General features: G+C 39.2%; 19 protein-coding genes. 10 read left to right on the forward strand and 9 right to left on the reverse strand.

Annotation, left to right across the window (positions count from 1 at the left end):
• Positions 1 to 20: 20 nt before the first annotated feature.
• The 6 genes from Q9312_RS13235 to Q9312_RS13260 are packed head-to-tail and all read left to right on the forward strand — an operon-like array spanning position 21 to position 7397.
• Complete coding sequence (locus tag Q9312_RS13235; protein WP_309201335.1) at positions 21 to 1844, forward strand: alpha/beta hydrolase; 1824 nt, start codon at positions 21 to 23, stop codon at positions 1842 to 1844.
• A 10-nt stretch (positions 1845 to 1854) separates the two neighbouring features.
• Positions 1855 to 2802 (forward strand): formyltransferase family protein, encoded by a 948-nt coding sequence (locus tag Q9312_RS13240; RefSeq protein WP_309201336.1) that lies wholly within the window; start codon positions 1855 to 1857, stop codon positions 2800 to 2802.
• A complete protein-coding gene (locus Q9312_RS13245; protein WP_309201337.1) occupies positions 2799 to 4544 on the forward strand; it encodes an alpha/beta hydrolase family protein in 1746 nt (581 codons plus the stop codon). The genes Q9312_RS13240 and Q9312_RS13245 overlap by 4 nt, the downstream gene beginning before the upstream one ends.
• 6 nt (positions 4545 to 4550) lie before the next feature.
• On the forward strand, positions 4551 to 5687 hold the full coding sequence (locus tag Q9312_RS13250; protein ID WP_309201338.1) for an acyltransferase family protein: 1137 nt from the start codon (positions 4551 to 4553) through the stop codon (positions 5685 to 5687).
• Entirely contained in the window at positions 5687 to 6346 is a 660-nt protein-coding gene (locus Q9312_RS13255) for a GDSL-type esterase/lipase family protein (protein ID WP_309201339.1), read from the forward strand. Before Q9312_RS13250 ends, Q9312_RS13255 begins: the two co-directional genes overlap by 1 nt.
• Positions 6347 to 6350: 4 nt before the next feature.
• Positions 6351 to 7397, forward strand: a complete 1047-nt coding sequence (locus tag Q9312_RS13260) for an acyltransferase family protein (RefSeq protein ID WP_309201340.1) — start codon at positions 6351 to 6353, stop codon at positions 7395 to 7397.
• On the opposite strand, the gene Q9312_RS13265 is transcribed toward Q9312_RS13260, so the two are convergent.
• Entirely contained in the window at positions 7394 to 8170 is a 777-nt protein-coding gene (locus Q9312_RS13265; protein ID WP_309201341.1) for a methyltransferase, read from the reverse strand. The two genes, Q9312_RS13260 and Q9312_RS13265, sit on opposite strands and share 4 nt — an antisense overlap.
• Before the next feature lie 183 nt (positions 8171 to 8353).
• Here Q9312_RS13265 and Q9312_RS13270 point away from each other — a divergent pair, with 183 nt between their 5' ends.
• A complete protein-coding gene (locus tag Q9312_RS13270; protein ID WP_309201342.1) occupies positions 8354 to 9508 on the forward strand; it encodes a glycosyltransferase in 1155 nt (384 codons plus the stop codon).
• 14 nt (positions 9509 to 9522) lie between these two features.
• The gene (locus Q9312_RS13275) at positions 9523 to 10536 is read left to right on the forward strand and encodes a polysaccharide deacetylase family protein (protein WP_309201343.1); all 1014 of its coding nucleotides are present in this window, start codon (positions 9523 to 9525) and stop codon (positions 10534 to 10536) included.
• Here the strand turns inward: Q9312_RS13275 and Q9312_RS13280 are convergent.
• A complete protein-coding gene (locus tag Q9312_RS13280) occupies positions 10530 to 11645 on the reverse strand; it encodes a glycosyltransferase (protein ID WP_309201344.1) in 1116 nt (371 codons plus the stop codon). The two genes, Q9312_RS13275 and Q9312_RS13280, sit on opposite strands and share 7 nt — an antisense overlap.
• Positions 11646 to 11866: 221 nt before the next feature.
• Between Q9312_RS13280 and asnB the strand changes: the two genes are divergently transcribed.
• Together asnB and Q9312_RS13290 are read left to right on the forward strand one after the other, a co-directional pair.
• Complete coding sequence (gene asnB, locus Q9312_RS13285) at positions 11867 to 13834, forward strand: asparagine synthase (glutamine-hydrolyzing) (protein ID WP_309201345.1); 1968 nt, start codon at positions 11867 to 11869, stop codon at positions 13832 to 13834.
• Positions 13834 to 14760 carry a glycosyltransferase family 2 protein gene (locus tag Q9312_RS13290; RefSeq protein ID WP_309201346.1) on the forward strand — a complete coding sequence of 309 codons (927 nt, stop codon included), beginning with the start codon at positions 13834 to 13836 and terminating at the stop codon, positions 14758 to 14760. The genes asnB and Q9312_RS13290 overlap by 1 nt, the downstream gene beginning before the upstream one ends.
• 33 nt (positions 14761 to 14793) lie before the next feature.
• Here Q9312_RS13290 and Q9312_RS13295 read toward each other — a convergent pair whose 3' ends face one another.
• From Q9312_RS13295 to Q9312_RS13325, 7 genes are all read right to left on the reverse strand, one after another.
• Entirely contained in the window at positions 14794 to 15579 is a 786-nt protein-coding gene (locus Q9312_RS13295; RefSeq protein ID WP_309201347.1) for a heparin lyase I family protein, read from the reverse strand.
• Positions 15580 to 15733: 154 nt separating this feature from the next.
• Positions 15734 to 16951, reverse strand: a complete 1218-nt coding sequence (locus Q9312_RS13300; RefSeq protein ID WP_309201348.1) for a glycosyltransferase family 4 protein — start codon at positions 16949 to 16951, stop codon at positions 15734 to 15736.
• On the reverse strand, positions 16939 to 17799 hold the full coding sequence (locus Q9312_RS13305) for a sulfotransferase family protein (protein WP_309201349.1): 861 nt from the start codon (positions 17797 to 17799) through the stop codon (positions 16939 to 16941). The genes Q9312_RS13300 and Q9312_RS13305 overlap by 13 nt, the downstream gene beginning before the upstream one ends.
• A gap of 22 nt (positions 17800 to 17821) precedes the next feature.
• Positions 17822 to 19297, reverse strand: a complete 1476-nt coding sequence (locus Q9312_RS13310) for a lipopolysaccharide biosynthesis protein (protein ID WP_309201350.1) — start codon at positions 19295 to 19297, stop codon at positions 17822 to 17824.
• Positions 19297 to 20631, reverse strand: coding sequence for an O-antigen ligase family protein (locus Q9312_RS13315; RefSeq protein ID WP_309201351.1), 1335 nt, complete (start codon positions 20629 to 20631; stop codon positions 19297 to 19299). Before Q9312_RS13315 ends, Q9312_RS13310 begins: the two co-directional genes overlap by 1 nt.
• A gap of 4 nt (positions 20632 to 20635) precedes the next feature.
• Complete coding sequence (locus tag Q9312_RS13320) at positions 20636 to 21451, reverse strand: sulfotransferase family protein (RefSeq protein ID WP_309201352.1); 816 nt, start codon at positions 21449 to 21451, stop codon at positions 20636 to 20638.
• Positions 21452 to 21469: 18 nt separating this feature from the next.
• Complete coding sequence (locus Q9312_RS13325) at positions 21470 to 22570, reverse strand: glycosyltransferase family 4 protein (RefSeq protein WP_309201353.1); 1101 nt, start codon at positions 22568 to 22570, stop codon at positions 21470 to 21472.
• Positions 22571 to 22677 lie beyond the last annotated feature (107 nt).

Consider the following 22677-nt stretch of genomic DNA (forward strand, 5'->3'; position numbering starts at 1 on the left):
AATATTGGAATAATTTTGTAATGGAAGACAATTCTATTCACCAAAGAACTTCAACTTATTTTGGGAGTGAGCAGCGCCCTCTATTTGGCTGGTTGCATACACCAAAATCTGAACATAAGAAAGACACTTGTGTCGTAATATGTTATCCGTTAGCACTTGAATACATGAGTGCCTATCGAAGTATGCGCTATCTCGCAGAGCATTTGGCCTCGGAAGGGTTTCCAACGTTACGATTCGACTACTTTGGAACGGGTGATTCCGGTGGTTACACAGAAGATGATGCAACGATCGACTATGCGATTGAAAGTATCAAGGACGCTGTTAGCTACGCAAAACAGATGAGTGGTTGTGAAAAAGTAGCCTTAATTGGCTTGCGGTTAGGTGCTACATTTGCCTCGCTTTACGCTGAGAACAACCCTGTCGACGACCTTATTTTATGGGCTCCTGTAGAAAGTGGAAAACGATATTTACGAGAAATTAAAGCATTGCAAATGTCGTCCGCGACAAAAGAGTCAAGTCATTCAAACTTCCTTGAAGCCGCCGGCATGGTGTATTGGCCTAATACTCAGCAGCAATTAGCAACAATAAATTTACTTAACTGCAAACCAAGCGCTAAGAATGTTTTAATCATTCCAAAAGACGATTTGCCTGAAAATCATAAATTGATAAACGCATGGCAATCGCTCGATTTGCAGAAAATAGAACAACATTCCTGGCCAGGATCATCGGGCATGTTGCTTCTTGCGGAAGACACCATTGTACCGGTTGAGACATTTAAAAATATTAAGAATGCATTACTCGCCACGAGCAACGAATGTTTAAATGACAAAGCACAAGAAACAATTTCAACGCAATCTCTCATATGCCCCATTAGCTATAATGATTTTAAAGCGAGTGTTTCTGACAATGCCATTGTTGAGTCAGCGCACTTCTATGACGATAACCAGCAGTGCTTCGGAATTTTAAGTGAACAAAATAACTCTGAAAGAAATAATGACTCTGAAAGAAATAGTGAACTACCTTGTTTAATCATTGTTAACTCGGGTGCTATACACCGAGTCGGTTCTAACCGTATGCATGTGTTGTTGGCTAGGCAATTGGCGTCGTATGGATTTTCTAGCTTTAGAATTGATATTCCAGGGTTAGGAGATAGCTTATCTGAGTTGCCAGAGCTAGAAAATCAAGAGCATATTGAGGGATCAGAACACTTTATTGCTCAAGCCGTTAACTATCTGAAACGCCATCGAAATTACGGTCAATTTGCCATCATGGGGCTTAGTAGCGGTGCATTTTATAGTTACAACTCCGTATTGCGATTAAATGACCTACCTATAATCGACGGCCTTATTGTCAACCCTGAACAGTTCTACTCCAGTCAGGGACATGAAAAGAATAACGATTTGGCTAGACAACAAAGCGGATGGATGTACTATCGTTCGCAAATTGCTAATCCTGAAAAGTGGAAAAAATTCATTTCAGGTAAAGTAAATTATCGATACCTATTTTCGATTTTAACCAGCAAGATTTCTAATATTTTCCATCGCCAAAAAAACAAGTTAAAAAAATCGACAAACACTAGCGATATATCTAATGAATTGTCGTCAGACCTTTATTTTATTACACAACAAAATAAGCGTCTTACTTTTGTCATCAGTGAAAATGATCCGGCAAATTTAATTATCAATACACTAGCTCCCAATGCGATGAGAAAATTATTAGACCAAGGAAAAGTTGAGAAGCATCTGATCGCGAATGCTGATCATACCTTCTCTCGATATAGGCCAATGGTCGATATGATCCAAACGGTAATACGACATATGCAAACTCAATATGGATATAAGTGAGTCATTAAAGATGCAAGAAAAACATAATGTAGTGATTTTTGCGAATACTGGATTAGAAGTGGTAAAGCCTCTATATGAGGCAAATATCAACATTGTCGGTGTTATTGAAAGTAAAGATCGCCATACTATTACTAATCCAGTAAAAAAGATGCTGACGAATATCAATCGATTTTTTACCGGTCGCGATAAGGCAGAAAGCTTGCGTGAATATTCCGAAAATCGAAATATACCTTATCTAACTTATTTAGATCATTCACCTCATGAAGTCTCTAAATGGATTAAAGAATTAAATGCTGACTTAATGTTGTCTCACCAAGCGCCCATTTTGCCACCAGAGGTTTTTGAAGCCCCAAAGATGGGCTCTATCAATTTACACCCAACATTATTACCAAAATATCGAGGCTCAAATCCGTTTTTTTGGATGTATTATTTTAAAGATATGACTGCGGGTATAACGATACATAAAATTGATCAAAACATTGATACAGGCTCAATTCTAGTTCAGCGGAGTTGTTCTGTTGATTATGGTACCGATGCCGATCAATTAGAAAGAGATATTGTTAAACACTTAGCCGTTCCTGCGTTAATCGAATTGATTAAATCCTATCATGATGAAATGCCAACTGTGAACCAGCCGGATAGCAGCCCTACACCTTATGCAAAACGAATGGATGACGACGAATATCGTAAGCGAATATTCGAAGATGGGTTTAGCATAAAACAATTTTGGCATCTTTTACATGCCAACAGCCAATGGCAATCAGCTTTGATTGGTAAACATTATGATCCTGCTTTTGACTGGGCCATTGATGGTTATGAAGCGCTTGAACATAATTATTCGGTGGGCGAAACGCTCGTTGAGAAAAACCGTATAGGCGTTGCTCACCATGAAGGCATGGTCTGGTTTGAAAAGCGTTTTAATTTCAATCGTTATTTAGCCAATCGAGTATTGTCATGATGTCGAGCCATTGCAATCTCCCCAATATTATTTCGACTGAGCATGGAGATATCTTTACTCAGCTAAAAATACCAAGCTCAAATACGCCAAGTAACGGTATTGTAATCTTCGTGCCAGCAATTGGTACCGATTACAATAATAGTTATCGAAGCTTTCGAGCACTTAGAGGGTTATTAGCCGAACAAGGTATCGCCAATTTGACGATGGATTACTTGAATACCGGTAACTCTTCAGACGGTATTAATGAAAGCAATAAGATTAATTGCATGCAACATTCGGTAGAGTCTGTTGTTAACTGGGCAAAAAACTATTATTCAATCGAGAATATCATTCTCGTTGGTTTTAAGTTTGGGGCGACTCTTGCTACGATTGTTGCAGAGAAATTGGGTATTCGAAATCTTGTGATTTGGAGCCCTGTACTCAAAGGCAAAAATTTATTAAGAGAAATTAAACTGCTAGAAAGTAGTTCTGAAACGAATCACGAGCCATCAGGGTTACTGGAATACTCAGGCCTTTCGTTCAATGAACAAGATGAAGAGGCGATCAGTCTCCTTGATTTTAGCCAATATGAATTACACAAGAGTACTAGGGTTCTCGCTATTATTGACAGTACGAGTAAACGATTGGTAAAGATATTGGACCAATGGAAAGATGATATTACTCTCGATTATTACTCCTCAAAGGAAACTGAACATTTATTAGTTGATGCACACTTTTCCAAAGTTGCTTTAGAGACCAATGCAGCCATTCTTCATTGGATAAAAGACACGTTACCTCAAGAAAAGAGCACAGGCCTTCAAATACCAATAGATGGGTTAAAGTCAGAACTTAAAGTCGATTTTAATCTCTTTGAAACGCATAGCTTTAGCCAGAATAATTACTTTGTTACTGTAACTAACAAAGAGAAAGCACCTTCTAGCCATCCAAGAGTCATCTTTCTCAATTCTGGGTCGAATCATCAGGTAGGCCCGCATCGATTATATGTGACATTATCAAGATCAATTGCTGCTCAAGGGTATGAAGTCGTTAGACTCGATATGCCGGGTTTAGGTGAGACGCCTGCCATTGTTAATGAAACAGAAAACGACTCTTATATGCCTGAGCCCACTAAGTTTTTAGAGACTTGGTATAAAGAGACCTTTGACGACAATAAGCCGATTATTTTAATCGGGTTATGCTCGGGTGCCTTTCATTCATTTAAGGCGGTCGCTGAATCTCAAACCATGCCAATTCAAGGTGGACTACTGATTAACCCCTTAACTTTCTATTGGGAAGAGGGCATGTCTATTGATGATGCGCCAAGCATCAGTTTCGGAAAATGGAATTGGTACAAGCAATCGATGAAGGATTGGCGTCGATGGAAGAAGCTTCTTTCAGGCAAAGTTGCTTTGAAGCCCGTTTTTAATGTCATCAAAGAAAGAATCGCTTCGGAGATCGCATCGAGAAAATCGCAGTCAACGGAATCGGAGCAACAGGAAGGCTTTATCGTCAGTAAAAATGTAGCGCAAAGTATCAACGAGATTGCTGAAAAAGAAAGGTTTTTACGTTTTATCTTTTCTAATAACGATCCAGGCTTAGACATTTTGATGTCGCAGGCGAAGAAAGCCGTTAAGGCGTCAATGAAGAGTCAACGACTGTCGATTAACGTCATTGCGAATGCTGACCATACTTTTTCTCGAGCTGCCGCTCGAAAAAAGTTAGATGAGGAAGTGTTGGCATTGTTAACCGAAAAGGCTTTATAAACGACTATGAAAAAATATTTTCCACAACTCGCGTGGTTGAGGGGCTTTGCCGCTTTTGCGGTGGTTTTCTATCACATTCGCAGAGGCATCAATGTCAATTACACTGGCAATGATCCTATGGTAGATAACTGGTTTTTCCGTGCCATCGATTTGGGCGACTTCGGAGTTTTACTGTTTTTTGTCCTCAGTGGCACCACGCTGTATTTAAATCACCAAAGCTTCCAGCCAAAGTGGGAGCTATCGAACTTTTTTATCAAGCGAATTTTTCGTATCTGGCCGGCATTTTTTGTATCGTTAATTATTTCTATAGCGTTTATACCTATATTTAGTGCTTTGTATATTCCTGAACTTAAAGGCTATTGGATAGAAGTTCATGCCGACCAAAACTACAGTTTTAGTGATATTTTTCGTTACTTATCTTTGGTGTTTAACATTACTGGACCGCACGGAAAATTTAACGTTGTTTATTGGTCCTTGCCCATAGAATTTCAATATTACCTGATATTCCCTTTATTGGTGTTGTCACTAAGGTGGCTACCCTATGTTGGCCCGGTATTAATAGGTGCGATTTTGTACGGCTTATTACATACAGGCGTTCGAGACATCATCGCTAACGCCTGGACGCTTATGTTGGCGTATACCTTTTGTGGAGGCGTTCTAATTGGCTATCTCTACAAGAAATGGCATGAACGGTTTTCACTATCTGCCACAACCGGGCTGGTTATTACTTTAGCCCTATTAGTTGCTACCAGTACAATTAATCAAGCTTACGATGATTTGCCCGCTTGGATTCAGAATTTACCTATCATTGGTATAGAAATGAATATGTTTGGTTTATTAGCTTTGGCGGTAGTGTTAATCATGATTTTCACAAATTGCGACTCTCTCGCAAACTCTGGCGCATCAAGATTGTTTAACTTTCTTGGAGAAATATCCTATAGCGTTTATTTATATCACTGTATTTTTATCGCAATCGGCGTACTGGCTGTCTTACAGTTCGAGCTTTATAGTTACTGGAGCAAGTTAATGACGGTCACCTTAGTTACATTAATAGGAACCGTTATTTCTTCTTACTTAAGTTATCGATTTATTGAGAAGCCAGGTATTCAAATAGGAAGAAAAATATTGAGAGGAAGATCCTAATGACCTTTAGATTAATTTGTTGCTTGGCTGCTTTACTTATTGGGGCCTGTAATGATGTTTCTGGAAGTAAAGAGGAGTTGACCGATTACTATCATCAAACATTTCAAACGCACTTAGCGAAACAGAACTCAATTAATGATGCGCCAATGGTATTTTTAGGCGACAGCTTAACTGAAAGTATGCCTGTTTCGTCCGTGTTCGAGAATGCAATTAACTATGGAATTAAGCAAGACACAACCTATGGGCTTTTGTTGCGTGTTCAAGAATATACCGCTCTAGAAAAGGCTAGAGGAATCGTGGTAGCGATTGGAATAAATGACTTCTGGCGCGGTCGAACTAATCGCGATCTCGTCTCGAATATTGAAAAAATAATTGAAGCGCTGCCCGAAAATAAACTCATTATCGTTTATGGGCTTTTGCCTGTCGACGAGAACCAAGGGTGGCATGGTTGGAACAAACGAATTGTCATAGTCAATCAAGAATTGGAAAAATCATTGAATCAAAAGCACGTCAACTTTTTCGATATAGGGAATGAGTTGAAAGGCAAGGATGGAAATTTAGCACCTAAATTTCATGTTGGTGACGGAGTGCACTTAAGCAATGATGGCTATCGAGTATGGTTGACTCACTTGAAAAGAGCTATTTCACAAGGAAATTAAGCAAATGGAAATTCGAAAGCTCAATATGCTCAGAGGATTGGCGGCATTAATTGTTGTTGTTAGCCACTTTAGTAATTCAACAATGATTTTTAATGGTGTTTTAGGAAAGGGTGCAGGCCAGCTTGGAGTGATGCTCTTTTTTATATTGAGTGGATTTCTAATGGCGCTTTTGTATGCTGATAGAAAGTTCAGCTTCGAGAGCGTGAATCAGTACTTCATCTCCCGTTTTGCCAGAGTCATGCCATTGTTTCTATTAGTGGTAATAATGTCTTACGTCTTATATTCGTTAGACCTGGGCAACATTCTGTATAAAGTCGACTCGATAGAAAGTTTTCTTTCTCATATACTCATGTTGTCGGGTGAGTCCGTACTATGGACCATTCCAACTGAAATACAGTTTTATGTTATTTTTGTTGGGCTTTGGGCATTATTTCAATCGAGTTATATGCGCTTTGCAATAACGGTGGCTAGCTTATTTGTAATACTCTTTTTCTTGGGTTTTAGTCGACCTATTGGTGAAGTTTTTGGATTAAAAGTCGATGTCTCAATTTTACAGTCGTTACCCTATTTCCTTTCAGGTACATTGATGGGATTGCTTTATCGTCATATTGATCGCTTTAAATCTCATCAACATGCATTGTATATGGCGGTATTTTTACTGATTGTTTTGATGTATCCAAAAATATTTAGTTCTGTCACTGGAAGTGAACATGGATTATGGCAAGACTTGGGCGTGTGGTTGATAATGTCACTTGCTTTCTTTGCAATTACTTTCTTAATTCCCGATGACAATAGTTTACTGAGTAATCGTGTCGGCGATTTTTTAGGAAAGATATCTTACTCTCTGTATTTATTGCATATGCCTGTCCTTTGGCAGTTAGAAAGAATGCAGTTTGAATCGACTTTTCTATTTTTTGCTTTATTCGTCTTGGGGTCGGTTGTCGTTGCGTATCTTTCTTACTTGATTATAGAGAACCCTTGTCGGTCTGCTATAAAATCAATGATGTTTAGGATAGGGAATGCTCGCGGTCAGCAGGTGTTACAGTCTTAATTAGCTGGTTGCTCTTTATCTTTTGATAATTGAAATATAAAGATAAAGCGGGAGGTATTTCCACGTATCTCTGATTGCCAAATGTCTTCGGTGAGAGAGTCGTCAGGGTTTTCAAGTAAGTTACTGGTTTTAATCAATTCGAAACCCTCTGATTTGAACTGTTCAACAAGATAGCTAGGGTCAATACGATGGAGCTTTTCCGTTAAATAGTTTTGGCTTCCTTCTGGCGCAGCATGGTCGATTACGACGACTTGACCATTTGGTTTAAGGTTCACTCTAAGTTGGTGGAAGAAGTTACTTTGAGCGGTTCTTGCTTGGAGTGAATCTAGGTCCTTATACAGGTCGTGAACGACATTAGATAGAAATAACACATCGGCCGGCTGAGGTAATTTAAAATCACTCATATTCCCTGGTACTAAAGTTACGTTAGCCAAACGATCGTTACTGAGTCTCTGGTCGAGAGCAAGGCTATTTTTCTCGATAAAGGTGGGTAAATTATGAAGGTAGACTTGGCCATCGGGTTGCACTAGGTAATTAAACAGCTCACTGAAATATCCTTCACCAGCCTTGATATCGGCGATGATCATTCCGGGCTTTATTTCCAAAAGTCTTAGTAACTCAGCAGGCTTACGATGCCTATCTTGATTTACATCGTTATCGGGTCGCTGCTTACTTTTGACAGCAGCAGCAAACTGATCAGATGCCTCTGGCTGGCTTTCTGTACAGGCTGTTAAGGCCATTAGCGAGAATACGATAAGAAAGATAGGTTTCATAGTTATGTTTCTAGTGGCAATGACGATGGGTCTAGCTTAGTATGATGAAGGGGCGTTTGGCAATATTAGTGGTCTTAGCTGTCAAATTCGACAGATTACCGGTGAGTTTGAGAGATCCGCCCTATACATTTTTATAGACATCACTTAAAATTAACAAATGAGATATTGTTTAAGGATAAACAAATGACCGTAGCGACATCGCTATTTTGGATATTCCTGTTTGGGGCGGTTTACAGTTATTTTTTATATCCCCTGTTATTAATCCTAATGCCCAAGAGACGACGAGTCGAGGCCATTAGCGAGACAATGCCACCTTCAATTTCTCCACCAAAGCTCAGTTTTGTCATTACTGCCTTCAACGAAGAAAATGGCATTCGGGCAAAAATCGAAAACACGCTAACGGTTAATTATCCTCCCGAATTACTAGAAATTATTGTTGCCTCGGATGGATCCACCGATAGTACCAATGACATAGTGTTGGAGTACGCCGCTCAAGGGGTTCGACTAGCAAAGGTTGATGAACAAAAAGGCAAAGAAAATGCCCAGCGCTTTGCAATCGACCAAGCGAAAGGCGATATCATCGTATTCTCAGACGTTAGCACCAGAATTGAGCCTCAGTCACTGCATATCATTGCAAATGCCTTCTTAGACCCTGAAGTCGGCGCTGTTTCAAGCGAGGATAGATTCATTACCAGCAATGGAGAAGTTGCAGGTGAAGGTGCTTACGTTAAATATGAAATGTGGCTTCGTAAATTAGAAAGTTCCGTGTGTTCTCTTGTCGGTTTAAGTGGCTCTTTTTTCGCTGCGCGTAAAGAAATCTGTGCTGACTGGGACATTACGGTGCCGAGCGATTTTAATACGGCGTTGTCTTGCGTATTGAATGATAAGGCGGCGGTTACGGTGCCAAATTTATTAGGCTTTTATCCAAATCTTGCCGATGAATCAAAAGAGTATCAAAGAAAGCTGCGTACTGTTATACGAGGAATCGCTGCTTTATTTAATCGTATTGAGGTCGCTAATCCTTTTCGATTTGGTTTTTTCGCAGTTCAAGTAATCAGTCATAAGGTGATGCGTTGGTTGGTGCCATGGTTTTTAGCTGGGCTCATGCTCACCAACTTAATCCTACTTGGACAAGGCTTTATCTATCAATTGATCTTTATTGGTCAGTTGGCTTTTTATACGGTCGCTACACTTGGCTGGGTCTCGCAAAAACTGCGCCTTAATTCACTGATAAAGATTCCTTTTTTCTTTACTCAGGTAAACATTGCCATTGCCCATGCCACATTGCAGTATCTCGGAGGGAAACGAGTTACGCATTGGAAGCCCTCTAAACGGTAAGTAAGGAAAAAAGATTGTTTAAGGATAAACTTGTCAAACCCATTACTGCATTAGTTAATCTTACGCCAGATCGTTTGGTCAAGAGTTTTTGCGGTCAATTGGTTCCAATTTTTTTCCTCCATCGCATGTATCCTGGCTACGATGTGACTGATCGATCTATTGTTCAGCATCTTGAATGGTGTTTAGAATATATTCGAAAAAATAACTATCATCCCATCACATTGAAAGAGTTGGTATTGTCGAGAGTTGAACAACGAACTCTGCCCAAAAAGGCCGTTGTATTCACGCTTGATGATGGCTTTTACGACCAGTATGAAATAGCTGAACCGTTATTTAAAAAGTTTGATACGCCTTACACATGTTTCGTAATATCTGAGTTCCTAGAGCAGAAATTATGGCCATGGGATGATCAAATAAGATATGGAATTGAAAACTCCAAACTGTCCGTATTATCGATTGACCTCCCCGATGGGAGTCGATTAAATTTTTCGAGAGTATCTGATACCGACGAAGCTATCATTGCTAAAATTCACCACCAGTTGAAATTGCTCGATCAAACACATATGTACGCTTGGCTAGGCACCTTTTATCAGCAGCTTCACGTCGAGCAGCCCGCTGAGATCCCAGAACATTATCGGCCTATGACCTGGTCACAAGCTCAGAAATTAATTGATGGTGGAAATGATATTGCGCCCCATACACAGACGCATCGAATACTTTCTCGATTAAGTGATATTGAATCAGAGCAGGAAATATTAGGCTCATGGAATATGCTGAAGGAGAAGCTTAAAGGCGCAGCTCCTGTTTTTGCTTATCCCACGGGTCGTATAGCTGACTATTCTGAGCGAGAAATGTCAACGATTAGTCAGTCAGAATTAACGTGTGCGGTTTCTACCGTTCCGGGACATGTAAAATTAGCTTCCAAAAATGAGAATTTGCCTCGATTTGTATTTCCTGATAATCGCTTTGATTTTATTCAATATTTAAGTTACATCGAGGCCATGAAAGAAAAGATTTCACGTCACTGATCAAGCATCGATTGATAGAGTGAAACGTACTCTACGATGTTTTTATCGATATCGTATTTTTGCCTCACTAACTTTGACGCATCATTTGCGCGTTTGATTAAGTCGTCATGATGACTAAAGGCGTTGATAATTTGGCTCGCTGCTTTTTTTGAATCGGTGTCGATAAAATTGCCGAGCTCAGCATAGTCTTCTTGTTGGTTAAGTAGCCTAACGAATGTTGGAAGAGGCGTGGAAAACACTGGGGTTTCAAGTACCAATGCTTCAAGCAGTGTTATTGGCAGCCCCTCATGTTTCGAGGTGAATAGTATCGCATCGAAAGCTTTAATGTATGGCTGAGGATTGCTTAAAAAGCCGTAAAAGGTCACGTCATTGACTAAATTTAATCGTTCAGTCTGATTTTTAAGATCGTCAGCTAATGGTCCGTCTCCAATGATATGAAGATCAAAGCTCTTATCGGATACTTGCTGTTTAATTTGCCCAATAATATCAATAATCTTATTAACCTGTTTTACATCGCTGAGCCGACCAACAAATCCTAAATGGTGAACTCCTGACGCTAGGTTCAACGAAATTTTTTCGTTCGCTTTAAGCTTAACTTCATTGATATCGATACTATTATCGATATGCACCACTTTAGCTGTGCCAAATTGCAAACTGAGTCGTTGATAAAGTTCTTCTGATACAGCAATCAGTTTGTGTTGCAAAAATTTAGCATTAAAATTATCAACAAAAGATACTATTTTTTCTTTCAGGTTCGTTGAATGTTCATCGGCTCCATGAACCGTTCTAACCGACTTTATGCGATGGGCTAAACCTACAATTGAAGCTATTAAATTTTCTTTTTGACGGTGAGAGTGAATAAGATCGGGGGTAATTTTCTTTACCAACTGATTTACTTTCTTAATAATTGTAGTTAATGAACATTCTGCTTCTGAGAAAACATGAACGTCAATCTTTTCGGCTCTTAATAACTCTGCGAGTCGTCCTTCGTTTAACAAAACAACAACGACTTCGACATCATTCTGACGGTTCAAGTGTTTGGCGAGATGATATAGTTGAACTTCAGCTCCAGCCCATAAGTCCCCTGAAGCTATCTGCAGGATTTTCATCGAGTTCCCTAAGGTAATATTTCAGTCATTAAATTTAGTGTTTACTAAAAATGTCTGCTTGGTTGAGTTAACATTCGAAGGTTCCTTCCTGATCAGGTAACGGAACACCACTTTTTGATAAAACCTATTAGCAAAAATTGTACTGAAGACGCATCCTGATATAATACCCTAAAACCTTATTAATCGTCTTGCACAGTCGAACAATTAAATGGAATTAATCTATGTGTGGTATAGCAGGTATTATAAGCTATCAAGAACCGATAAAAGAGCTCACTGGTAAAGCTGAAGCAATGGTAAAAGCGATTGCTCATCGCGGACCAGACGCTGATGATATATGGCTAAGTAATGAAGAAAATCTATTATTGGCACATTGTCGATTAGCTATCCAAGACCTTAGCCCCATGGGTGCACAACCTATGCACTCGGCGTCTCAACGATTTGTTATTACGTTTAACGGCGAGATTTATAACTTCTTAGAGTTGCGCAAAGAGCTCAATTCACTAGGATTGGGCTTTCGTGGGCATTCAGATACCGAGGTGCTACTTGAAGGAATCGAGCACTGGGGTCTCGATGCTACGCTAGAAAAGCTTTGCGGAATGTTTGCTTTCGGACTCTTCGACAAAAAAACGAAGCAATTTACTCTGGTACGAGACCGTATTGGTGAAAAGCCCTTATATTATGGCTGTTATAACAATCAAGTGTTCTTCGCTTCTGAGCTTAAAGCGATTTTTGCTTTGCATTCGCCAAAGCAATTTACAATCGACCATAATGCCTTGGCTAGCTATTTAAGATATGGCTATATCAACGCCCCGTTGAGTATCTTCCAAAATATTCGAAAGCTTAACCCCGGCCATAAGATGACGATTGATCTCTCTGCTGGAAAGAATCAAAGCATTAGTCATGTTGAGCAACTTCCACAGGTTCCTTACTGGAGTCTGGCCAGTGTCGTTGACAGCGCTCGTTCGCAATTACTGACTGATGAGCCGACAGCGATTGCACAGCTAGACACCTTGCTTAATCAAATCATTACGGAGCAATCTATTGCTGATGTTCCTTTAGGGGCATTTTTGTCTGGAGGAATTGATTCTTCGACGGTCGCCGCTATTGCTCAAGCAAATAGTAATAAGCCCGTCGATACCTTTACCATTGGTTTTGATGATAAAAGCTTTAATGAAGCTGAGCATGCAAAAGCGGTGGCAAAACACATTGGCTCAAATCATCATGAAACCTATATCACTGGCGCTAATACATTAGACTTAGTGCCAAGTATTGCAAGTATATATGATGAGCCTTTCGCAGATTCTTCACAAATTCCGATGATCATTGTAAGCCAGTTAGCAAAGCAACATGTCACTGTGTCTTTGTCAGGAGATGGCGGTGATGAGCTGTTCGCAGGTTATAACCGATATACGCAGACTGAGCGCATGTATGCAAAGATACGTCGCTTACCCAAATTTGCACGGTCTATGTTATCGACTGCTATTAACTCTGTTTCGCCAACAACTTACGATAGAGTCTACCAAAGTTTGAAATCACTCAGTGGTCGCAAAGGGGCTGCTAATGTGGGATTAAAACTGCATAAGCTTTCTGGCTTAATGTCGACGAAAGACTTATCTGAGGCATACCGTTACTTGTCGAGTTACGCACAAAACCCTAGTGAATTATTAGTACAACCTAGCAGTGAGCCAGATTTTTTAATCAGCCAAAACTTTAATTCTGATTTCTTAAACGGTGCGATGGAGTGGGACCAACGCTACTATTTACCAGGAGACAATCTTGTTAAAAGTGATCGAGCAAGTATGTTCACCAGTTTAGAAATGCGATTACCTCTATTAGACAAGAAACTTATTGAGTTTGCTTGGACAGTCCCTAATCATATGAAACTAAAGGATGGTCAGAGTAAGTGGTTACTGAGACAAGTTTTATATAAGTACGTACCGAAGGAACTTATCGAGCGGCCAAAGATGGGTTTTTCGATCCCCATTGCTCAATGGCTAAAATCTGATTTAGTTGAATTGACGTCGGAATTATTAGATAAGGATTATTTAGATCAACAAGGAATTTTTAATTCGCAGTTAGTTCATAGCGTTTATAAAGAGCATATCAAAGGCCACAGTGACAACAGCAATTTATTATGGACAATATTAATGTTTCAAATGTGGTACAAAAATTATATGGAAGGGTTCTAATGAGTTTATCGATTAGTATCGTTATTCCAGCATTCAATGAAGAAAAATACATTGCAACCTGTCTCGCTTCAATTGAAAAGTTTCGTCAGTTAATACCCTCAGATATTGAAGTTATCGTCGCAAATAATGGTTCTACAGATAACACTTCGGCGATAGCCAAGCAATTTAGTTGTGACGTATTGGACTTAGAAAGAGGACCGGTTTCGTCGGCGAGAAACCGCGGAGCTGCTCATGCCTCGGGTGATTTAATTGCGTTTGTTGATGGTGATGTAGAACTTACCGAATCATGGTTTATTGAGCTAGCAAGACTATCGAATCAACTGACTAAGCAATCAGATTTAGTTACGGGCAAACAATGTCTTGTACCTGATAACGGAACTTGGATTGAAAAGCATTGGTTTAAAAATTTAAAGGATCAATACTTAGGTGGCGCTAACATTGTAACGACCAGAACCACATTCAATGCCTTAAATGGGTTTGATGAGAAATTAAAAACCGGTGAAGATTACGACTATTGTTTAAGAGCAATTAAAGAAAACAAGAATTATCAAGTGAATGAAAAATTAAACGCGATACACTTGGGATTTCCTCACAGTTTAAAAGATTTTATGCGGCGCGAACTGTGGCATGGGGAAGGTGATTTTCGATCGTTCTCGCAGTTTAAAAACTCAATTGTTGCTCAAATTGCAGTGTTTTACTTTGTAATAATAACGTTATCGCTTTTTGCACTCACTCTATCTTATTTCTGGTTAAGTGTTGCTGGACTTTTGCTAGTTGCTGGTTTAAATGCAGCGATAACCTTGAAGCGTTTTGCGAGATGCGGACTTTCTACACTGGTTGTGAATTATTATTTGAATGCTATGTATTTCTTTGCTCGTGTCGGCTCATTGGTTCGAGCAATCAAAAATAAGAAATTAACTTATTAAAAAAGGGCTCGAGAGCCCTTTTTTAAGATTAGATTATTCAGTAACACCGGTATCGGTAGGGTTCTTGGGTTTTACAAAGGGCTCATTATTGATGAGCAAGTTGTCAACGTAGAAGTAAGTCGCTTCGGTATAGCCAGAGTTAGCCCAGCCTAAAATATAAAGCTCATCGGTATAGTTCTCTCCATTACCACCGTACATGTTTAATGCAGTTTCGTTACACACCAACACGCCATTTTTCCACATCTTCATTACACCATCGTTGGCACTTTCGCTAGAAGGCACTTTAATTTGTGCCATAATGGTCATCCAAGTTCCTCGATCGCTTGGCGTAATAAGGTTGGCGCCGCCACTTGGCTCGAAGGCGCGCTGCAACTGACCGTTATGGTAGCGGTGTATTGATAAACTTGAACCGCCACTTCCGTTGGGTTGAAGTGACCAATTTACCTGGAAGCCGGGTGATCGATAATCGGTCTTAAACACAGCTAAGAACTTATTGTTACTGGCACCGTCCATACGATGATAGTAGTTATCTGGTATATAGAGATCGTACTTGATCCATAGTTCATTAGTTTGCGGGTACTTAACACGTTGCTCAGAGAATGAATCGGTACCAAGAGGGGCCGCAGGGTAGCTAAATTTCATCGCGTAACTACCATCTTTCGCTTTCTCTTGAGTAACACTGATGTTTTTACTGCTGACGTAAGACACGCCATTACTCGAGTTATTTAAGCTCCCTGACTCAAACCCATCGTTAAATAATGGCTCGGCCATTGAAGCGATAGGTAAGCAAAATGCAACCATTGCAATTAAATATCTCATATTGTGAACCTTTATGGGCTGATTAAACTTTAGTCTATTATAGACTCTGTAAAAAATAAAAAAGTGCGATACCCCAAAAATAAAGAATCTTTTTGTGCGATTGTGACTTTATTCATTTTGTTATAGTTAAGTGATCTATCTATGCGAGACTCTGTTACAAAACGTTATTATAAATGGCACTAATTGCTTTTGCGTAATCCCTTGCATTGAGAGAACTAACAAAGTGATTTGCGCTAACAATGAATGCTTCCCGTAACGCTTGGTTGTTGGCTGCATCAAGCATATATTTTGATAACTCCTTAGGGTTTAAAGGATCGGCAATGAAGCCATTTTTTCCGTGCTCGACCAGCTCTTTACCGGCACCGTGAGTTGAAGCAATAATGGGTCTTTGATTTTGCATCGCTTCAGTGATCACAAGACCAAAAGGTTCTGGTTTAATTGAGCAATGGACCACTAAATCACAAAGCTGATAATGTAGATCTGTTTCGGTAACATACCCTGCGAAAACGATATTATCGTTTAATTTGAGCGCATCAATTTTTTCTACCAGTTGCTGTTTATAGCCACCGTATTCTGAGTCATCACCGACGAACATCGCAATTGATTTTGGAAATTGAGCGCAAAAGTCTTGGTAAGCATCCAGAAACTCAAGTTGTCCTTTCCAGCCCACTAGTCGTCCAAAAACACCAATAACAAATTTATCGTCACTGATTCCTAACTTTGCTTTTTGGTTATTTAACTCTGCCTTTGTATATTGAGTGATTTGACTTTGTATTGGGTTAAAAAGCTTGGTTAATTTTTCCTTCGGAATAAAGTCACTTTCCGCTGCACTGTCGTAAACGCATTGTGATATCGCGATAAAATGGTCGCATTGAGAAAGCCACTTTCGGGTCGTTCTACTGGAGTCGTTTAAATACCCATGAAAGTGCCAAATTACTTTGACGCCCATCTTCTTGCATACTTTAATGCTGTCGTAGCAATTGTTGTTATGTACGATATCAATGTTATGTTCGATAATGGTTTTGCGTATTTTCGCCGTGTACTTTCTATTCTTGATAACTTCTATTAAGTTATAAGTTAATGATATTAGTTTTCTTAAGGGCGAAAATTTTATCTTAGCAAGCTTATCTGCCAGCTCCATTTTGTCTTTATAAGTTATGGGCTTTTTTTCATTAACAATGACAACATCATCATTAAAGTGATGTTGAATCAGTGACTTCTCAACCGGAGTCACAACCACCGACTGATACCCAAAAGCATTGATTTCATTTGCAATTCTTGCCGCGACTACGAGAGACCCGCCAAAAGACAACCCAGTATCAATAAAAAGAACTTTTTTAATTGATGATTTATTAGTTTCTACAGTTTCCATAAGTTCTTCAAATCACGATTTATTAATTGACCCGTTCGCTCAATAATATCAGAAAAATAAGGCTCATATTTTACACGAACGATTTCTTTATACTTATCTTGTGAGTCGGCCTTGACTTCTTGTATTGCTTTGCCTCTTAACCACGTCTTAAGGCTTTTGGGTACGAATTTGGCAAGAATATCCCACGCTTTTGAGTAAGATAACTTATGCATTAGTCCTTTTCCGGTTGCCGACATGATCTTTTCAGGTCGCGCATTGAGTTGATCATTCACCACGGCATAATCAAAGTCTTGACTAACATTTAAAAATTCAAAAATACCAGGTAAAACTTTCTCAGGAGACTTTGTGAGCTCTTCAAAAAGTACGTAATAGATATTGTCGTCACCAAAAGATTCTCGAAAAGATTGAATCTGCATCGGATAGTCGGAGAATTTTAAGTAACCCTCAAAAGATTCAATCGCTTGGTCCATGTTTTTGGTTTGTCCGTCAGTGACCTGCGGTCGACGAGTATGCCAGTAGTGACTTACGGTTCGTTTAAAGGGTTGCCTCATCACATAAATTATTTTTGCGTCTGGAGAAAACTCTTTAAGTCGTTGGGCGACGCCTTGATACTGAGGAATCTTAGCATAATCGGTCGAACCTTCCCCACGATATTTATGTGAGTCATTGGCTCCATCGAACAGTGACATATACTGTTTAAATTCAGCTTCAGAATAATCATTAGTTTTGAATAAGCCGGGTTCTTTTGGCTCACTCATAAATAACTCGTTGTGATGACTTAAATAGTGATGCAAAGATGTTGTTCCTGACTTCATTGCGCCTATTATAAATAAGTTTGGTTTCTTCATGACTATTTTCTAAATATCCTTATTAAGATAACGACGATTGTTTGGTGAATCGTTTATACAGCTTGTTATTAATTATTATCGGTTTTAGGTAATCACGCTCTTGGTTCATCCAAGGAAACACCAGAAGCAATAATAAAGCGATAAAATAAATGCCCATGATTGCGAAAATACCAACCCAACCAGTTAAGTGAAGTTGTTGTGTCATGAGGCAAATAGAGGCACTGTATAAAATTAAGAATACTAACTTAAATACAGGTACCTTAATGGAAAAGTATTTATTACCCATGATTGCAATATAGCTAAATCTTATGACAAAACAACTCAGGGTGGCGATGGATGCGCCGAGTAAACCATACGACGGTATTAACAACATAAACAAGACTAAAATGGCAGCTACTGAAAGGTAGGTAGCATAGGTAATATGAATGGTTTTTCCTGATTTTAGTAATCCAAAGCGCATAAAATCAGACCAGGCATGAAATACATACGCTAAGACAATAAATGGTACATAGGCTATGGCTGACTGATAAGCAGGATCAGCGATCACCTGAATGAGCAGTGGTGACACATTGATGAGTCCTCCTGCTGCTAAAAGCACCACAATGCTTACCGAGCAAAATACCGAGCCAAACAATTCATTCGCGCTTTCTTGTTTCGCATAACTGTATTGTTGAGGCTCCCAATACATAGCAAATGGCGACCAAATTAATGAAAATAACAATAAACCAAACTTGTAAGCTAAGGCGTAAATACCGACAGCTTCTGTATTTAAATAAGTGTTTATAAAATATCGGTCACCAAATGTGATCAAGTACATACCAAATGAAGAGATTATGATCGGCCAGCTAAATTGGTATAGAGCCTTGATAAATTTCAGGTCTAAAGTCCGACTCAAAAAGTTACTTGATACGAAAGCGAAGTAACAACTTAATGCGAGATTACTCAATATCGACGCATACACGACGCCCCAATAACCGAGCTTAAGGTGCCAGATAAACAACAAACAAAAGATTACTTGTAACGCCAACTTACCGATATTCAAGCCTACAAAGGTGATAGGGCGGTTCTTGATTCGAAGCATGGCAAAGAAAAGTTCATTGCAGCCAGAAATAAGCAAAGTAAACGAGAATATGCGAACTAGCCATCCCTGCTCTTGTATACCTAAATGGCTTTCTATTGGATCGGCTAATAGCCAAATTACCGCTATGGCGACACAAAATAAAATACTGATAAAGTAAAGTGTTGACGAGAAAATTGATTTCTTCTCTTGCTCACTTTGAGCTTCAGAATAAAACCGAAACATTCCGGCCGTGATTTTAGCTCCTATGAGTAATGCGGCAAGTTCAATTAATAGAACAAGCAATTCGACCACACCATAGTCCGCAGGCGATAAATTTTTCGTGTAAATTGGAAGCGTAATAAAGGACGCGAAGCCGCCCACGAGGCGTCCGATACCATATATGACGGTAGATTTTAAAGCAGAAGATTGTGTCGACATTATGACTTCACTTCCGATAACGATATGGCTTTCGTTCTCGTCTTTTCTTGATTCTGAATCATAATATTCTTAATTGCGACGTTAAATGCGAGTGCTATCCACAAGAAAGGATAATAAGCGACCGTAACAAACTGACCAGCTATAAAGAAACCAATGGCGCCATAGAGAACACCATTATTGATTTGTAATGCGAGCTGTTCAGAATTATTGGGCATATCCAATTTAGGATTCTTTCGCAATGCACACCAAAAAAACGACAAGAAAACAATCAGTCCTGGATATCCCATGTCGGTTCCCACTTGAATTAAAATATTATGTGGAAGTTGTGCTCTTGTCCGTCCAACTAGGTCATAAGAGTAGTGGCTATTGTAATAGCTTGGAAAGTTATAAAATCCAACGCCGGTAAATGGATGATCTTGGATCATTTTTATCCCATTTTTCCAATACAAAAGCCTTTGAACAGAGGTCTCGTCTTCACCCATTTCTTGAAATCGTGCGACTTGCTCTTGTGGAAGAAACTTATAAGCAAGTAAACAAATTAAGCCAAGTGCTATGATCGGCTTAATTCGAAAAACATGCTTTCTAAACATAAATAGTAAAAGACAAGCTAATGCGAGTTGAGACCCTCGGCTACTGGCGCCTAATATCGTTAATACTGAACAGGCAGTAAATAAAGCGAGTAGACCTTTTTCTATCCAATTGATCTTAATTTTGATTCTCGTCAATAAGAAAAAAACAACGGGAAATAAAGTGAGCATCAGTATCGTTAACTCACCGGAATTCTTAAAATAACCCTCCGGACCTTCCAAACCCCAAGTTGCGAAAACAAAGCCTCGACTTGCCCATACCAGCGTTGTGCCTACTGCAATTTTTGCTGCGCTAAAGATAAAAATAAGGGTAAATATATACAGTCGTTCTTTGGTATTAATAATATTGATGATTAAGAAATAAATTACCAACCATCCGTAGAAATTTATGAAGTATTGTTGAGAGACACTAGAATCATAAGCATGTAAACTAGATAAATAGATTAAGACGCCAAATACAATCATTAATTTATTAATAGGCGAACTAACCCACTTTACGCTTTTGTCCAAAAATGCAAACCCTAACGAAAGAATAAGTAATATTTGCGCCCATGGCATAAAATCAATGACCGGAAAAATCGCCTGCGGACGCGTATATTCAAAAAATAAATACGCGCAAATACACCAAAATGATGGGTGCTCTGATCGAAAGTATTTCCACATGGCCCCAATCTTTAAAAAGAAAAAGCTTTCGGCTTGGGTATCCGAGAGTTTTGATTTTCTTTTAATTAGGGCCGATTCGCTCATTTACTTAATTCTCTAATTCTGGGAATGATTGTGCTGCCAATTGCTCGATCTGTTCATAGACGCCTTGACAAAGTTGCTCTATTTCTTCATTCAACTCTATAGCTTTCTTCGAGCTTTTAGGATTAGTATGAATCTCCTCTAATTTTAGTGATTCAATGTCTTGATTTAGAAATCTAAATATTGAGCTAAATGCTTTAGATGGTTGTTGAGTGATCGTTTCATACTTAATGCACTTGATTCGCGTAAGATCTAAGTCACGGCATTCGGTGATTAACTTATTCCGCAGGTACCAGAACAAAGCCGCAGCATCGAGATCAGATATTCCAGAGTCTAGCAATCGCTTAACTAATACTCGATCGCTTTCTGACACAAATTCATTTCGCCAGTCGGTAGGGTGGTTCTCAGTAATAAAACTTAGATCACGCTTACCGTTGTTGCTACCGAATTTCCGAAGATTAGACTTTGCTACGCTTTTATAATGACGGTATGGCCAAAGTACTTTGATACGCTGATCTAAATCGAGATAGTGTTGAAACTTCTGACTGTCGAGCAATGGCTTAGCGACAACCATAGGTGCACCAGTTTTATTAAAATGATCGAACACCTTCTTATCATCAATCAGTCGCATGTCATCAAACACTTCGCTTAATTCACGATAAACTTTGGTTTGGCCATGCCAATCAAAGGTTCGCATAAGCATACTTGTACCTGAACGTTGACACCCCATTATTAATAAGATATCGGTTGTCGGCTTAGATAAAAGTCGAAACTTCAAATGTTTTATTTTTCTAAAAAGCCAAAATCGCAGTTTGTTCTGCACAAAAAATTCCTTATTCCCTTAGCTACTGGCACTCAATTGATTAAACAATGAGTAGTATTCGCTGGCAGATTTTTTAATTGAAAATTGTTCATTAACACAGTGCCATGCATTGTCTATCATTGCGTCGTTATTTGATTTAGTAATTGCTTGAATAGCCTCTGCAATCGCAGAAGGGTTTTCATTTTCAACTAAAATACCATTTTCTCCTTGAACGATAATTTCCTCCGGGCCACCGCACTTAGTGGAAACCACGGGCACTTTACATGCCATGGCCTCTATGGTCGATAAAGAAAACCCTTCATCTCGAGAAGACAGCAAATAAATATCAGCGCTCGATAAAAATTGCGTAACGTTATTAACAAATCCAATAAACTTAACTTGATCGCCTATTCGAACAGAAGAGCTCATTGATTGATAATCCTTTAATTGCTGACTATCATGTTCGCCAGCAATCAGAAATTGATAGTCACTTCCAAGTATTTCAGCAACCTTCATGACAATATCATAGCCCTTTGAATGATTGGCATTGCCGACCATCGCAATGATCTTTTTACTGCTATCAATATCGTATTCTTTTAGAAAATCAGTGGATTGACAAGGCTCGAATTCCGAGAGGTTTAACCCGTTATAAATAATCGCACATTTATCTTCAGGGATGTGCAAACGTTGATTCAAGCGCTGTTTTAAATATTGAGAAACGAAAATAACCTTAGAGGCAAATTTACGAATTAAAAAAGACTTAACTTTTAAAAGTCTTTCATCTGATGCAACATCAATGATGCCATGAAAAGTTGAAACTAAAGGTGTCTTTGTTATTGCAGCTGCGATAGCGCAATAAATGCTTGAGCCGAACAAATGGGCATTTATGACAGTGACATTATATTGTTTGATAACTGAAACGATGCGTTTTACCAATGAAAGATTAAAAGAACCACCCATGGGGACAATGATTGGATCAATGCCTATTTTGTTCAGTTGTTTGCTGAGCCACCCTTCATCTGGCAACATCACCACCGGAGTAAACGTGCGGCGGTCGATGTTCTTAATTAGGTTAACAAAAACCGTTTCAGCGCCTCCGGAGCCAGAGACATCGGTTACGAATAGAACGACTTTTGGCATACACAATCCCTGTTATAAATGTGCCAATTCGGATGTTTTCAGCTAGCGTTTTCAAGCCGCCAGTGCTGTTACGTAAAGGTATCGAGAACTAGTTTCTCGTTTGCGAT

The sequence above is a fragment of the Pleionea litopenaei genome, from assembly GCF_031198435.1.
Taxonomy (GTDB): domain Bacteria; phylum Pseudomonadota; class Gammaproteobacteria; order Enterobacterales; family Kangiellaceae; genus Pleionea; species Pleionea litopenaei.